Below are 15,352 nucleotides of genomic sequence, written 5' to 3'. Positions count from 1 at the left end.
TCTGGCTATAAGCAGATTTCACTCTTCCTCAGCAAGATCCACATTTGGAATGGTGATCTGGTTTTCAGCGCTAAGCCCAATAATTTTGTCAAGAACCGATCTTGGCGAATCCTGGGTGAATCTTAAAACCTGGTCATAAACAATTTCATCCTCCCCTAAATTATCGGTTATTTCATATTCGGTGGTCAGAAGCTCTTCGTATGTAATGCCTAATAATTCAGCAAGTTTCTTTTCAAATCTTTCCGATTCGTCATCGATTATTGAATCTTGTTGTGACATGTTTCAGTGATTTTGTTTTAAATAATTAAAAGTATTTTCTCTACTAGTTTTATGCCAGACAAAGTATACCGCGGTACAAGCTAAGAAGATCACATCCATTTTATCCTGAAATCTGAAACCTCAAGGCTGGGTTTAAATAGATTTTCCATTGTAATAATAGGCGGGAATCTTTACAGAAAAAACTGCCATAACATGATGGCAGTTTTTTCTACAGAATTTTTCGAAATTAATTTTTGCAAGAATGGCCGGCTTCAAACTACTGATGCCTGGTAAGCAGATAAAGGTGGCTATCAGGCTAGAAGGGCTGATTATATTTTCCTGTTAATGCCTTGTTTTCGATGCTTTTGGCAAACAGGGGTGTTTCTTCGCGGTTATGTTCGTCGGAAGCCAGTTGTCTTGCCTGATGTGCTTGTTGCAAACTGACATGATGTTCTTTGATAAACTCGAAAAATTCGGGTGTAGCCGTGGCATGAATTGTATTGCTGTATTCGCAGGTGTTATCATCTATTTTCGTTGCACGAAGTTCCCACAAAACCTGCACTTTGGTTCTTCCGTTCGAAGTAATCGCGTCGGATATGGATAACATTCTGCAATAATCCGGCTGATGCACCAGCGCCACGTAATGTTGTACCATAAGCGCGTCTCCGATGGTTTCAACATTAAGAGAAACCGGCTGGCCGTCGAATGTTGAAGATATCGCAGCACCAATGTGTTTGGTAGAGCAACGTTGATACTCTGCATCAGGAAGATTTAGTAACCAATCGGCAATATTGACTTTTTCGATAGGAGCGTTGATGATTGCTTTCACTTCTGATTGTGATAGCGCATTTTGGGATGTTTGTATGATTTCCATAGTCTTTTGTTTTTGTTTGCTCAAAGGTGCGAACGAAAAATCAATCGTCTAAACTCTTTTTTTCGATCAGATTGATCGGTATTTCCGATAAGAAAATAATTTCTTTATCTTCGGAAATGGAATTAAGACAACTCAGATACTTTATCAAGGCGGCCGAGCGGTCGAATTTTACCGAGGCTGCATCAATTTTAAATATCAGTCAGAGCACTTTGTCCCAGCAGATCAAACAGCTCGAAGATGAGTTAGGCGTTCCACTTTTTGACAGGATTGCCAAGCGGGTGGTGCTGACGGAAGCAGGCAGGCTGTTTTTACCACACGCGATCCATACCGTCCGTAAGTCAGAGGACGGGCGCGAAATGATCAGAGACCTTGGCAATATTCAGGCAGGATCCTTGACAATCGGGGTGACTTACGGTCTTTCCCAGCTGCTTACCCAGGCGTTAATCTTATTTTCTGAAAAATATCCAGGGATTGGGATCACCATTGAATTCGGCACTTCCGATCATCTTTTAGGGCTGATTGCAGCATCGAAACTGGACTTCGCACTGTCTTTTGTGCCAGCCGGCAAAACCCAAAATTATATTGCTTATCCGCTTTTTGAATCCGTCCTGTCACTGATCGTACACAAAGATCATCTCTATGCTTCTTTTGAAAATATCAGCACTGCCGATTTAGCCGGGCTGCCGCTTGTGCTTCCGGTCAAAGGATACAGTATCCGTTCATTTTTAGAGAAAGTGCTTTTTGAAGCAGGTGTAGTCGTCCAGACAGCTATTGAAATAAACGATATTGATATGCTTCTGAAACTTGTCGATACGGCCAGGTGGTGCACGGTGCTAATGAAGACTTCGCTGTTTAATTATCCTTCACTCAGAGCCGTGCCGATCAGCGGAAAAGAGATGGAAAGACAAGCGACAATTGCCTGGCCTATTGATGTTTACAAGAAAAAATCTGCAATCGTATTTGCTGGTTTTCTGGGCATGGCAGATTTGCCTGATCAAGGCTAAGTAATGCACTTTGGTTAAAGAACCGTTTGTAAGCGGGAATTGCAGTTTAGATCCTACCCGTGATCATGGATGAATGAAGTAAAAAAATTACTGTTGATACCTTTTAAAATCACCAAAGTGTAAAACACTCCTGTTTTGTTATTTGTGTAGATTTGTGCTGACTGGCAGGGGCGTATTATCATTCCTAAACACTACTTTTCATATGTTACCAAATAAAAAATCCGAAGTCAGTGCCCTAGCGTCAGATTCTGCTCTGCACGCTCAAATCATGGAGCCCGGTTCGCTTCTGACCCGGCGCGCAATGCTTGCAGTAACCGGTATGGCCGGTTTAACTGCTTTGACCGGGTCCGCAGCAAGTGCTGCTGCTGTTCAACCAACCGAGAAACGGCCGCGTATCGCTTGCCTTGTTAGCTACTGGGGTGCTACAAGGTCCCATGCGGACTGGATCATAACTAAACTTTTGGATGGTTATTGGTGGCAGGGTGCGCACACTGGCTCGCGGGTTGAGGTGGTATCGGTTTATATCCATCAGTTTGCGGAAAGCGGACTGGGACAAAAAATTTGTAAATCGAAAAATATTCCAATATTTAATACGGTCGGGGAAGCTGTTACCCTTGGCGGGAAGGAACTGGCAGTGGATGGTGTTGTCATTGTTGCAGAGCATGGGGAATATCCAACCAATCTCAAAGGCCAGTGGCTGCTGCCGCGCTGGTGGATTTACCAGCAGGTTATCCGGGTTTTTGAGCAAAGCAAACGCTCGGTACCTATCTTTAACGATAAGCACCTTTCGTACAGCTGGGACGAAGCCAAGTGGATGTTTGACAAATCCCGTGAACTAAAATTTCCCTTAACCGGAGGTTCGTCCATACCGACTTACTTCCGAAAACCCGAGGTAGAACTCGATATAGATACGCCCATCAAGGCGTCTGTCGTAGTCGGAGGCGCCCCTGATGAAGGAGCCCTTTTTCACTGCGTAGATGTGCTTCAGGCCTTTGTGGAGCGGCGAAGGGGCGGTGAGACAGGCGTTAAGTCTGTGCAGAGCATCCGCGGGGCTGAAACCTGGAAGTGGACAGAACGCAATCCCTGGGCTGGTAAGCTGCTTGAAGCGGTACGGATAAGTTTTGATCTAAAGCCCGGGCACTTTCAGGATATCACCAAACCAAACGTTTGTATTGTCGAGTATAATGACGGCACAAAGGCTGCGGTATATTCGGGGCAGGGTGTAGGGTGGACTTACGCCGGTGAAATCGAAGGACGCAAAGATCCGGAAATCATTTCGATGCTTGGCTGGCCTGGTCCCTTCGCGCAGTACCATGCTTCTAACTCCCAGCCGCACTGGATCACCGAGATGATGGTGAGTGGGAAAGAACCTTTTAATGCGGAAAGGCTGCTTTTGTCTACGGGAATTGTGGCCTACACCATGGAGTCAAACTGGGAAAACGGCCGTTACGCTGAGATGGGCCGGCGTATCGAAACCCCATTCATGAATATGACCTACCGCTCTACAAGAGGCCCGCAGTTCAGCAGTGGAGAGCGGCCGCCGGACACGCCGTATATCAGAGGTTTTGCTCAATAAACTTCGCATATCAATTTGGCGAAGAAACGAATTTGTGTGATTACCAGAGCCGTTTTAGAAAATACTTAAATACTGCAGCCATAGGACCGATGGCAGAACGAATAATTTATACCAGACCAATGAAGCGCAGAGACGTTATAAAAAGCTTGACATTTCTTCCGGTTGCCGGAAGTGTTTTTCCAATGCAATCCGTGTTGCCGGCTCCTGTTATTAAAAATAATCCGCCCTTGACTTTTGAAACTAAACCGATGCCTGATCTTCACCGGGACGCATTTGTCATGGACGGGCATACCCATGTAATGAGCCGTGAGCTTATGCTGAAAACCGATATAGGTCAGCGTTATGCAGATGGCACCGTCGATCTTCCAAGGGCTAAGGAAGGCGGATTAGACGCGATGTTCTTCTCGGTTTATACGCCTGAGAACTACTATCCGGGAAGGTTTGAGACGAAAAATACATTTCGTGTGGTTAACCTTGCGCTGGACCAGATCAAAAAGAATCATGCAGTGATCGAGCTTGCGCTCACCGCTTCTGACATTGAACGGATCAACAAAAAAGGAAAAATGGCCGCTTTTCTTGATTTGGAAGGAGGCTATGATCTTTATGGTGATCTTGACCTTTTACGCGCCCTTTACAAGCTTGGCCTTCGCTCCATGCAGCTGACTGCTCACAGTACTACAAATGCTTTTATTGACGCATGCAACGATGTTCATACCTGGGGAGGCATTAATGATCACGGCAAAGCGGTGATTAGGGAAATGAATGATCTGGGTATGGTCATCAATGTGGCCCACGCGTCTAATGAAGCCATTATTCAAACAGCAGCCGCCAGCCGTCATCCCGTAATTTACAGCCATGGAGGCTTTTATAAAATTGTCGATCATCCCCGCTGCATTTCTGATGAGGCGGCAAAAGCAATTGCCGCAAAGGGCGGGGTCATTGGCGTGCATTTTGGCAGCCTTTTCAACAATCCAAAATACTGGGCGTGGCAAAAGCCCAACAACCCAATCCGCGTGCAGCCTGATCCCCAGCCTAAAACTCCGCGGATATTTACTGCTCAAATTACCACCCAAACCATTGAAGAGGTAGACAAGGAGTTTGCCAAAGAGCTTCCATTTACCTACAAAGGAACAATCCCTGATCAGTACTGGATGCATGTAGATCAGCTGGCGAAAGTGATTGACTATGGTGTACAATTGGTAGGCGAGGACCACATAGCGCTGGGTTCAGATTTAGACGGTGGCCCGGAGCTGCCCCGAGAAATTAAGGATATCAGCGATTATCCACAGATGACTATGGCGATGCAAAAGCTGGGTTACACCGATCAGCGCATCAAAAAGATCCTTGGCTTAAACTGGCTCCGTGTAATTCGGCAGGTTACCGAAGGGAATAAGGGATAAAAATAAGGCAGTGTTAAGAATTTAATTTGTGCAGGTGACGCTTACAATTCAGGATTATTGTGAGCAGACCAGTTCGGGTTTGGTACTAAGTTTTTTGACAAGCCGTCGTAAACAATAAAAATTAGCAGTTTTCAGCATCATTAGATAAAATACGTTCATGAAACATAATGCCCGGGTTTACTTTTTCTTTTTTCTATTTTTGACTTTTAGTGCTTTTGAAAGCTTGGTTGCCCAGGTGATTAAATTACCCACCCGGTGGACAAAACAGGCAATGGAGTCCAACGTCCCGCTTTCCGAGTATCCGCGCCCTCAGTTACAGCGAAAAGACTGGATGTGTTTAAATGGCAAATGGGATTATGTGGGCGGCCAAAAAGCAGCCAGCGCGCTTTTTCCTTCACAAACCATCAGCTTCGAAGGCAGCACTGAGCAAATACTGGTTCCTTATTGTCCGGAGTCTGTCCTTTCCGGCATTGAGCGCAGTCAGCAAATCAATATGTGGTACCGCAGGCGGTTTGAAATTCCCTCTGCCTGGAAAGGCAAGCAGGTCATTCTTCATTTTGATGCGGTAGATCATGATGCAACAATATTTGTAAACGGAAATAAGGCAGCTTCGCATTCTGGCGGTTATGATGCTTTCAGTGTAGATATTACATCCTTTTTAAAAACAGGCCAAAACACCCTGGTTGTTGCCGCGCATGATCCCAATGACGGCATGATGCCTTCGGGTAAAAACGGGCCAAGAGGGGATTATACCTTTACCTCCGGTATCTGGCAAACCGTGTGGCTTGAACCGGTAAACAAAAACTACATCAGCAGTATCCGCCTGCTGCCTGATCTGGAAAACAGCCGGCTGAAAATTTTGGTAAATGCAGGCCCTGGCACGGTTTCAGCCGCAGCCTTTGATGGCCAGAAAGCAGTTGCCCAGACAAAAGGGGAAGCGGGTACTTTGTTTTACCTTCCGATTCAAAATCCGAAATTATGGTCTGCTGACCAGCCTTTTCTGTATGATCTTAAAATCAACCTGCAAGATAAAAATGGCAATGTAACTGATGAGATTGTCAGCTATTTTGGCATGCGTGATATCCGGTTGGGAAAGGTCAACGGCGTTGTCAGACCTTTGTTAAATGGTAAGTTTGTCATGCAGCTGGGCCTTCTTGATCAGGGCTACTGGCCTGATGGTATCCTGACTGCACCCACTGAGGAGGCGCTCAAATCCGACATTGAATTCACCAAGAATGCAGGATTCAATCTGATCAGAAAACACATGAAAACCGAGCCGAAGCGGTTCTACTACTGGGCGGACAAGCTGGGTTTACTGGTTTGGCAGGATATGCCTGCAATTTGGTATCCCGACCAGGACACCACAAAAACAAGAACTGCTTTCCGAAGAGAACTAAAAGCGATCATCGATGATAATTACAACTCCCCATCGATTATCACCTGGGTTCCGTTCAATGAGAACTGGGGCGCTTTTGATGTGAAAGAAATTACGGATTGGGTAAAAAAGTACGATCCATCCAGGTTGGTTAATGGCAATTCGGGCTTTAACAATAATCCAGATTATCAAAAAGCTTATGGTGATCCGGGAAACGGTGATTTTGTTGACACCCACATTTACATAGGACCAAAGAATGCATCGGTGCCGGATGATAAACGTGCTGCATCGCTAGGTGAGTTCGGCGGACTGGGACTTTTTGTGAGAGGTCACATGTGGCCGGTAGAAAACAATGCCTACGGTTATGAGCCGACAAAAGCTGCGCTGACTGACCGCTACATTCTTTTAATGGACCAGGTTGAACAGCTGATGAAATATAAGGGGCTTAGCGTTGCCATCTACACGCAAACCACCGATGTGGAGCATGAAGTTAACGGGCTATTGACCTATGACCGTGCTTTTGAAAAAATGCAGCTTGAAAGGATCAAGGAGGTCAATCAGGCAGTTATCCAAGCAGGTGGCAGTATTAAATAGAGCTATTTTTGTTTAAGGGAAGATAGGGAAATGATTCCTTGCGGCAGGTCAGGGCACATCAAGATAAAAATCGGCCTGCTGTTTTGTCCAGTCTGTTGTTATTACATTTTTAATAGTCTGTCTGTACTGGCTCAGTGACGAAGGTTTGGTAATGTAACCATTTGCACCCAGTGCTTTGGCCATGGCAACGTGCTGTTCTGTATTTGAAGTTGAAAGCATAATGACCGAAACGGCCCATGACTGTTTGCGTATTTCGCTCAGACATTCAAAGCCATTCATCAGGGGCATGTTAATATCAAGAAAAACGATATCGACCTCCTGAAGGCTGCTCAGCAGCTCGATTGCTTCTACGCCGTCTTTTGCAACGCGCAGATTTATTGTGATTTGAAAATCGGAGATTACCTCCTTGAAAACCAAGATATCCTCACTGTCATCTTCAGCCAGCAAAATTGTCAGGGTCTGTAAACTGAATGATTCTGTAAAAATGTCCAAACGATGTTTAGCTAGATTTTAAATACTAAATTTAACAAAATGACGGCTGCTTTCCAAACCGGAATGGCCATTTCAAAAGAGATTAAAAGAAAAAATAGTTTCAGTAATACAATTGTGCCCGGTATGATTAATTTTCACAGATAACAACAGGCATTGCTATGAGATTTATTAAAATAGTGCCAAACGTGTTTTAAAAGACATCAAAGATGCTTTGAAATTATTAGTGAATAGTCTTCAGTTCAGTATACCCATAATGAAATGAAAGCAGCTGGTCGTTCTGTGTGATTGAAAAAGATAGGCCTCGAATCAATATTTTCCAATGACGAAAGCCTGGCAAGGGAGCACAATCCAGAATTCAGACCCCTTACAGAGGATATCGAAGCCGTTCATCAAAGGGTAGTTTCTAAACATGCGGGGTTTCTTCATCCCAATTTGAAATCAGTAACGCTGCGCGGGTGGGGAGCAAAAGAATTTGCTTTGATGGATAAGTAGTTAACAGTCATTTTTGGCCGTGGTAGCGGGCAGGCAAGGCTTAAATGTGGAGGCGTTTAGTACCGAAACTGTCTGCGCTGATTTTGAGGGTGAATGCTGTGAGCGTGTTACCGGATTACAGCTGTGTGGCTGGCACTGCTTTCGTTTACTAGACTTTCGAAAGCATAAAAGGCGTAAAAATTTTGCAGCAATTACAGGCTACTCTGCAAGCGGGCCGGGTATTACAAAACGCCAAATGACTTAGCTAAAAACTTTCGGTAGGCGCCTTGCCAAACCTTTTTTTAAATGCGTGTGAGAAATGGGAAAGACTTTCAAATCCCAGATCAAGATAGAAGGCAGAGGGTTTCTTGTTTTTGTTTTCAATTAAATGCCGCGCTTCGCTGAGGCGCTTTTCCTGAAGCCACTGCCGGGGCGGCATTCCAAATATTTTATGGAAATCACGTTTAAATCCTGCCAGGCTTCTTCCTGTAAGCTGTGCAAATTTTTCGACCGGAACATTAAAGTGATAATTGCCCAGCATGAATTTTTCCAGGTCGATCTTGTAGGGGTCTGAAAAGTCGAACAAGAATTTTGCGAGTTCCGGCATCGTATGCAGCAGCAGCTTCACCGCCTCATTAATTTTCAAAATACCCATCGCATTCGGTATTTTTTCTGCGGGGTTTCGCACATAGGGTATTATCGATTGAAAATAACCCCGCAGAAAATCGTTACCGGGAATAAGAATATTCGGTGGCCCGTTGTATTTTCCTTCTATTTCTATTTTCTCTTCGAGAGCGATCTTTCTGAGAAGATCTTCTTGCAGTGAAATGACAATCGTTTCATAATCTTCATCCGGCAGCGGCCTTTTGGTGATTTGTCCCAATTGATTTTTTCCGATAAGCAGCATTTCACCACGTTTCATCGAAACTTTTTGGCTGGATGTTTCCAAAAGAAACTGCCCGGAGACTTGCAGCACAAGCGTATTGTGCGTCAGAAATCCTACTCTTTCCTTCCGCATAGTTGACAGGTAAGAATAAAAAATTACTCCGGGAATGATTTCGGTTGGATTTGTCATTAGCTTAAAGGTACAAAAAGAAAAAGCAAAAAGGTTATTTACAGCGGCCGGTATTACCGTTGAAGGTATGTGCCACCCAGTATAGCGCCCTCAGCAAACTCTTTGTCAAGGATTTGCATCTCCTCAGCTGTGAATACAAGATCCATGGCCTGCATATTTTCTGGCAGTCTAGATCTTCGGCTCATACTTACCAATGGCATGATATGGTCGCCTTGCGAATTTACCCAGGCAATGGCCAGTTGGGTAGGCGAGCATCCCTTTTCTTTCGCAATCTGTTTTAAAATGTCTACTTTTTGTAGATTTTTTATCAGATTTTCTCCCTGAAAACGTGAGAAGTGAATATGATAATCATCAGCCGCAAGAGGTGCTTTCATCTCACCGGTCAGTAATCCTTCTGCAGTATTGGCAAAAGCCACAACACCAATACCCAGCTCCTTGGCCACCGGTAAAAGGTCACTTTCAATCTGACGGTCGGCCAGTGAATATCCTATCTCCAGTGCACTTACAGGGTAAATGCTATTGGCCGAGCGAAGCTGATCAGCTGTGATTTCAGAAACACCCAGATGACGAACCTTTCCTTCTTTGATCAGGTCTGCAATTGTACCGATCACATCTTCAATGGGAACGCTGCCATCAAGTCTACATGGCTGATAAAGATCAATGGTATCTATTCCCAGACGCACCAGTGAGTAATTAATAAAGTTCTTGATCGCTATGGGGCGAAGATCCAGTCCGATCCATTGCCCGTTATAAAAGATTGCGCCAAACTTGACGCTAATGAAGGCATCATCTCTTCGGCCTTTGATGGCTTTTCCTACCAAAAGCTCATTGTGTCCGCTTCCGTAAAAGTCCCCGGTGTTCAAAAAATTAATACCGTTGTCCAACGCACTCTGGATCGTGGCAATACTTTCACTTTCATCATTTACCGGGCCTCCCCAAACGGCGGACATCCGCATACAGCCCAGTCCAAGTTTGGATACAAGAGGGCCGTTTTTACCAAGCGTTATTTTTTTTATTGTTGTCATTGCAGTTATTTATAGATTACCATACAAAGGTCATCTATTCTGTTCTGTAACTGCTTTCTTATACGGCTCATTTTACTTGTCTGAATGGCTCATGGGGTATAGATACACTTGGATTTTCGCGCTGATTTCTAAAAAGCGTTTCTGTTTATTCGTTTGCAAAAGCAGGTTTACAACTTTTTAAAATTAAAATTTTAAAAAGTTAATTTAAAAATAAGACAAATTAAATCTTTAAATATACATTGACACGGCATACTTAATCCTGTATTTTTGAACAGAAGCTGCTGCGCTTAAAATACATAAAAAGTATTTTTAAAGGGGTGGAAATCAAATCAGCTTTCAGTAAAAGAATATTTATCATAATTCCTGATTTATAAAACCTGTTTAATGGAAAATTCATTTGATATCGTTGTCATAGGGTCCGGGCCCGGTGGTTATACTGCTGCGATCAGGGCTGCCCAGTTAGGGTTCAAAACTGCTATTATCGAAAAATACAGCAATCTGGGCGGTACCTGCACCAATGTTGGCTGTATTCCTTCAAAAGCTTTGCTGGATAGCAGCGAAAATTACCATGCCGCAAAAACAAAGTTCGCCAATCAGGGTATTGAAGTGGGATCTTTAAAACTTAATTTTCAGCAGATGTATCTGCGAAAAAGTGAGGTAGTCAAGCAGAATGTTTCAGGGATCAACTACCTAATGAAAAAGAACAAAATAGAAATTATTTATGGTACTGCCTCCTTTCTTTCCAACAATGAGCTGAGTGTCAAGGCGGCTGACGGCTCTGTGAATTCGGTCAGAAGTAAATATTTTATTGTAGCCACAGGGTCAAAACCTTCCTCGATTCCCGGTGTTGAAATTGATAAAAACAGGATCATTACCTCGACCGAAGCGTTATCGTTAAGCGCAAAACCTGAAACCATCGTTATTATCGGGGGAGGTGTTATCGGTGTGGAAATGGCATCGATCTTTGCGCGTATCGGTGTGAAGGTAACAATTATTGAATATGCAGACAGCCTGATTCCGACCATGGATAAAGAGCTTGGCAAAGAGCTGCAAAAAGTTTTGACCAAAACCGGAATTACCGTGCTTGTCAGTCAGAAAGTACAATCGGCCAAAAATAATGGCGAAAGTGTAACGGTAAAATATCTGGATGCCAGTAGCGCCGAAAAGGAAATTTCCGCAGAATACTGTCTTGTGGCAGTGGGAAGAAAATCTTATACCGAAGGGCTGGGCCTGGAAAATACCAAAATTGAGCTTGACCCCAAAGGCAGAATCAAGACAGACGCGCAGCTTCGTACAGCAGAAGAAAATGTTTATGCGATCGGGGATGTGATTGAAGGTGCTATGCTTGCACACAAAGCAGAAGAAGAGGGTGTTTTGGCTGTTGAAGTCATCCACGGTGAAAAGCCGCATATTAATTATAACCTGATCCCGGGCGTCGTTTACACCTGGCCGGAAGTTGCCAGCGTTGGTTACACCGAAGAACAGCTGAAAGAAAAAGGAATTGCCTACAACAAAGGAAAGTTTCCTTTTTCTGCCAGTGGAAGAGCGCGGGCTTCTGGTGATACGGAAGGTTTTAGCAAAGTGCTGACAGATCCTAAATATGGGGAAATACTTGGCGTCCACATCATCGGCGCAAGAGCTGCTGATATTATAGCTCAGTCTGTTGTATCGATGGAATTCGAAGTGACTGACAGTGCATTGGGAAAAATATCCTATGCGCATCCAACGTATTCGGAAACTTTGAAAGATGCCTATTTGATTGCATCGGGCAGCGGCGCGTTAAACATTTAACTGGATATTCAAAGATGCCGGGCGTGAAGATTGATGATTTATTTATGTAAAATATTTTCTTTCACTATTTTTATTCTGCGTAGCTGGGCAAATTTTTGGCCAGCTACCTACCTAGAATGGGACAGGGTCTTCTGACCAAATCAAAAAAGCGCTCGTTGAGCTGGAAGCGAATTTGGACAGCTTTAAAGCTCATCAAAAATATACATATGCGAAAGGTTATGGCAATCCGGAACTTTTGAATTAGTATCAGATCTGGATGAGCAAATATCTAAAAAACGTAAATATCCTCTTAGCGATTGGTACGATATACCATAATGCTGAAATGCCGCAGACAAAAGATTTTTTGCTGAAAGCTGCCTCAATAAATCCTGAAAATGCGGAAGTATGGTCTATGCTTTCAGCAGATGCCAAAAGGTGACTTGTCTGTGAATACATCAAAAAGGCGGCATTGGCCGATCTTTCAAATGCCGGATATGCATACGGCTGCCTGACTTCTTTTGAAAATGGCGATCCTGAGCTGAGCATCCGGAATAAATCATTTTTTAATCAACCTTAATCGCTCTTTAGAACCTCTACCGGGTTACGCCGCGCTGCTTTAAGCGTCTGTGATCCGATCATGCAAAAGGCGAGCAGAAGCACAGCCAGAAGGCCGGCAGATAATTCGGCAATTTGCACAGGCGTATGGTACGGGAAATTCTTGAGCACCAATTTTTCGAACAACAGATAAGTTGCAGGCAGCGCTATGATCGCTGAAATGGATAGTAGAAGAAGAAATCCCCGGCTCAGCAGATAGATAAGACTGCCGGAACTAGCGCCCATGACCTTTCTGATGCCGATCTCTTTTAGTCTGGTTTCAGTAGTAAATACTACCATTCCAAACAGTCCCATGGACGCGATCGAAATGGCAAGGAAAGAAAGAAAGCCGATGATCTTGATCATCATAGAAAATTCACTGTATGCGTTTTCTATTGCCTCGTCATAAAATTCGGCCTTGAAAGGATGCACCCGGTCGATTTTTTTCCATAGGGACTCAATTTTGTTTCTTGTGGCAAGCATGTCAGTGCTTTTTATTTTGGCATTAAGAACCGCTCCGTCCTGGGGTGTCCAGAACATGAATGCTACCGGCTCGATAAGATTATCGGCCTTGCCGTAGTGGAAATCTTTCATGACGCCTACAATCGTCATCTTACGTTCTTTCATACGAAAACTGCTGAAAGTGATCTGCTCTCCGATTGCTTTTTCGGGTTCGTTGACATGGATACCAAACCGCTTTAAAACTTTCTGATTAACAATCACCTCGCTGGAAGCCTCTGCTGAGGCGGGTCGTGTAAGAAAATTTCCGCCGGCAATAAGCTTGTATCCATGCAAAGGCAAATAGTTTTCGTCAACATGATTAGTCAGTACCAGCGCAGAGTCCTGTGAGTCTTTGTATTTCATATGACCGCCCCAGGCATTTCCAACGCTTGTGACAATCAGCGACCGGGACACAGCAGTTACCTCCGGCATTTCACCGAGTTCTTTCATAAGCGCACCGGGTTTGTTGCCCTGCATATTGATGTTCAAAATATTTTCTGTGTTAAATCCCAGATCGAGCGCAAGTATGTTTTTATACTGCACATAACCGACAGCGGTCGTTGTAATAAAAATGAGCGTGACTGTATACTGGATCACAATCAAAATTTGTCTGATTGTCAGGTGTTTAAATCCTTTCAGCATGGAGACATTTCCCAGCGCATGAATGGCGCTGATCCTGGAAAAGAATACTGCGGGCATAAGTCCTGCGATGACACCTACACAAATGGAAAAAACAACAAAGACTATCGCCATTGAAGGGGTTAGATCCAGCTTTACGGTGCGCTGCAGCTGCGGGGCCATCTTGATCAGCTCAGGCCGCAGCAAAAGAAATATGAAATAGGAAACAACAAGAGCAGTCAGCGAGATCATCAAAGCTTCTATGAGAAACTGCTGCCATATCTGGCTTTTTTGAGCGCCGATTGCCTTACGAAGACCTACCTCCTTGAAACGGCGCATGGCGCGCGCCAGTGAAAGATTGGTATAATTAAAACATGCCGAAAGTATTACGACCAGCGCTAAACCGCCAAGTACCCAGAGCAAAGCAGTAGGAACATGCGGGCCGACAGCGCCGCTCATGGAGCCTGAGCGCAGCTCCGGACCGACAACGATATCATACAAAGGGAGCAGCTCGAGCTGTATCTTTGTATTTTGATCTACCAGATTCTCCTGTTTGGCGATGGCATCGAGCTGAGACTGGATCGAAGCCCGGCTGGAAGCTATTTCGGTGTTTTCTGGCAGCAGCACATATACCGAGCTTGAAAATATATTGGTCCATGCCTGAAAACTTTTGTCGTTTTTGCCAATTTGTTCAGCTGTGGAAAGCGAAACCAGAGCTTCAAAATTGATATGTGAAAAGAATGGAATGTCCTTAATTACACCAGTCACCTGATAATCGAGTGAATCTAATTTGACTGCCTTACCAAGGGCTGATACTTCACCAAATAGTTTTTTTGACGCCGTCTGTGTAAGAACAACCGAGTAAGGGTCACGCAGCGCTGTTTCGGGATTGCCCTCCAGCATCGGAAAGGTAAATATGCTTAGCAGCGAAGGTTCTGCCCAGTAACCCTTGACAGGAAGCGTTTTGCCATCAACGCTCGCATCCTTCGAAAAGTCATTGCCAAGAATAGCCACCTGCTTAATGCCGCTTACCTTCTGACGGATAAGCCTTCCGGTCTTTACGGATGCTGATGCGTACTTACCTCCCTGCTCTCCTTTGAAAGCTGCCACACTGGTGATCCGGTAAATCCTTTCGCCATTTTTGTTGAAGCGGTCATACGAGCGTAGCTCCAGAAGAAAAGCGATCAGAAGCAGCCCGGTAGACATACTAATGGCAAGGCCGGCAATGTTGATGCAGCTGAAAAGTTTATTGCGCATTAAACTTCGCGCTGATGTCTTAATATAGCTTCCGATCATGGTGCTGATGATAAATGTTTGTACAATAATCGTTTTTACACGGCGAACTATTTCAAATACATCGGGCACTATGCTAATTGTCTTGTTTTTATAGCAGTAATGCCTCGCTTGGTCAAAGGTATTGATAGGGTAATCAACGCTGTCTAAATCGACTGTTATCAAGGCTGGTTAGAAGACACATTCAAAAAATATACCAGTTATGTAAATATTTAATTACCAGCGTTTTATCATTGCTCATCTGTCCATATTCGGACGGATTTGTTCGTTTTAGGACATCGCTATTCAATAAGAATAGTTTTTTCATTTTAAATAGGGAGTCCGCTATCTGGAATTTGTAAATTGAGACACTTCTTTTGGTTACACTTAAATAGTTACGAAGGAACTTTCTTCTTAGTTACTTAAATACCAGACATTTATATAATTATATGC

Annotated in this window: 12 protein-coding genes; 5 read left to right on the top strand and 7 right to left on the bottom strand. The window is 44.1% G+C overall.

Annotation, left to right across the window (positions count from 1 at the left end; translation table 11 throughout):
* Nucleotides 1–18 precede the first annotated feature (18 nt).
* A complete protein-coding gene (locus IEE83_RS18495) occupies nt 19–279 on the bottom strand; it encodes a hypothetical protein (RefSeq protein ID WP_194121998.1) in 261 nt (86 codons plus the stop codon).
* A 295-nt stretch (nt 280–574) separates the two neighbouring features.
* Nucleotides 575–1,132, bottom strand: coding sequence for a hypothetical protein (locus tag IEE83_RS18490; protein ID WP_194121997.1), 558 nt, complete (start codon nt 1,130–1,132; stop codon nt 575–577).
* 116 nt (nt 1,133–1,248) lie between these two features.
* Between IEE83_RS18490 and IEE83_RS18485 the strand changes: the two genes are divergently transcribed.
* The 4 genes from IEE83_RS18485 to IEE83_RS18470 all read left to right on the top strand — a co-directional run bounded on the left by IEE83_RS18485 (nt 1,249) and on the right by IEE83_RS18470 (nt 7,081).
* Nucleotides 1,249–2,136: a LysR substrate-binding domain-containing protein gene (locus IEE83_RS18485; protein ID WP_194121996.1), complete on the top strand. Its 888-nt coding sequence runs from the start codon at nt 1,249–1,251 to the stop codon at nt 2,134–2,136.
* A 154-nt stretch (nt 2,137–2,290) separates the two neighbouring features.
* Nucleotides 2,291–3,712, top strand: a complete 1,422-nt coding sequence (locus IEE83_RS18480) for a hypothetical protein (protein WP_310588528.1) — start codon at nt 2,291–2,293, stop codon at nt 3,710–3,712.
* Between the two features lie 89 nt (nt 3,713–3,801).
* Nucleotides 3,802–5,112 carry a dipeptidase gene (locus IEE83_RS18475; RefSeq protein WP_228101867.1) on the top strand — a complete coding sequence of 437 codons (1,311 nt, stop codon included), beginning with the start codon at nt 3,802–3,804 and terminating at the stop codon, nt 5,110–5,112.
* 157 nt (nt 5,113–5,269) lie between these two features.
* Nucleotides 5,270–7,081 (top strand): glycoside hydrolase family 2 protein, encoded by a 1,812-nt coding sequence (locus IEE83_RS18470; RefSeq protein ID WP_194121994.1) that lies wholly within the window; start codon nt 5,270–5,272, stop codon nt 7,079–7,081.
* A gap of 48 nt (nt 7,082–7,129) precedes the next feature.
* On the opposite strand, the gene IEE83_RS18465 is transcribed toward IEE83_RS18470, so the two are convergent.
* From IEE83_RS18465 to IEE83_RS18455, 3 genes are all read right to left on the bottom strand, one after another.
* Complete coding sequence (locus IEE83_RS18465) at nt 7,130–7,573, bottom strand: response regulator (RefSeq protein WP_194121993.1); 444 nt, start codon at nt 7,571–7,573, stop codon at nt 7,130–7,132.
* Between the two features lie 736 nt (nt 7,574–8,309).
* Nucleotides 8,310–9,119, bottom strand: coding sequence for a helix-turn-helix domain-containing protein (locus IEE83_RS18460; RefSeq protein WP_194121992.1), 810 nt, complete (start codon nt 9,117–9,119; stop codon nt 8,310–8,312).
* A 53-nt stretch (nt 9,120–9,172) separates the two neighbouring features.
* Complete coding sequence (locus tag IEE83_RS18455) at nt 9,173–10,144, bottom strand: aldo/keto reductase (protein ID WP_194121991.1); 972 nt, start codon at nt 10,142–10,144, stop codon at nt 9,173–9,175.
* Nucleotides 10,145–10,528: 384 nt separating this feature from the next.
* Between IEE83_RS18455 and lpdA the strand changes: the two genes are divergently transcribed.
* Nucleotides 10,529–11,935 carry a dihydrolipoyl dehydrogenase gene (lpdA, locus tag IEE83_RS18450; protein ID WP_194121990.1) on the top strand — a complete coding sequence of 469 codons (1,407 nt, stop codon included), beginning with the start codon at nt 10,529–10,531 and terminating at the stop codon, nt 11,933–11,935.
* Between the two features lie 246 nt (nt 11,936–12,181).
* Here the strand turns inward: lpdA and IEE83_RS18445 are convergent, their stop codons facing one another.
* Together IEE83_RS18445 and IEE83_RS18440 are read right to left on the bottom strand one after the other, a co-directional pair.
* Complete coding sequence (locus tag IEE83_RS18445; RefSeq protein WP_194121989.1) at nt 12,182–12,460, bottom strand: hypothetical protein; 279 nt, start codon at nt 12,458–12,460, stop codon at nt 12,182–12,184.
* Nucleotides 12,461–12,487: 27 nt separating this feature from the next.
* Entirely contained in the window at nt 12,488–14,992 is a 2,505-nt protein-coding gene (locus tag IEE83_RS18440) for an ABC transporter permease (protein WP_310588527.1), read from the bottom strand.
* Nucleotides 14,993–15,352 lie beyond the last annotated feature (360 nt).

The sequence above is a fragment of the Dyadobacter subterraneus genome, from assembly GCF_015221875.1.
GTDB classification, from domain to species: domain Bacteria; phylum Bacteroidota; class Bacteroidia; order Cytophagales; family Spirosomataceae; genus Dyadobacter; species Dyadobacter subterraneus.
This window is presented reverse-complemented; position numbering and strand designations above follow the sequence as displayed.

Coding starts and splice junctions, on each gene's coding strand:
- IEE83_RS18495 (WP_194121998.1), bottom strand. CDS start 279: ATGTCACAACAAGATTCAATAATCGATGACGAATCGGAAAGATTTGAA.
- IEE83_RS18490 (WP_194121997.1), bottom strand. CDS start 1,132: ATGGAAATCATACAAACATCCCAAAATGCGCTATCACAATCAGAAGTG.
- IEE83_RS18485 (WP_194121996.1), top strand. CDS start 1,249: ATGGAATTAAGACAACTCAGATACTTTATCAAGGCGGCCGAGCGGTCG.
- IEE83_RS18475 (WP_228101867.1), top strand. CDS start 3,802: ATGGCAGAACGAATAATTTATACCAGACCAATGAAGCGCAGAGACGTT.
- IEE83_RS18470 (WP_194121994.1), top strand. CDS start 5,270: ATGAAACATAATGCCCGGGTTTACTTTTTCTTTTTTCTATTTTTGACT.
- IEE83_RS18460 (WP_194121992.1), bottom strand. CDS start 9,119: ATGACAAATCCAACCGAAATCATTCCCGGAGTAATTTTTTATTCTTAC.
- IEE83_RS18455 (WP_194121991.1), bottom strand. CDS start 10,144: ATGACAACAATAAAAAAAATAACGCTTGGTAAAAACGGCCCTCTTGTA.
- lpdA (WP_194121990.1), top strand. CDS start 10,529: ATGGAAAATTCATTTGATATCGTTGTCATAGGGTCCGGGCCCGGTGGT.
- IEE83_RS18445 (WP_194121989.1), bottom strand. CDS start 12,460: ATGCTCAGCTCAGGATCGCCATTTTCAAAAGAAGTCAGGCAGCCGTAT.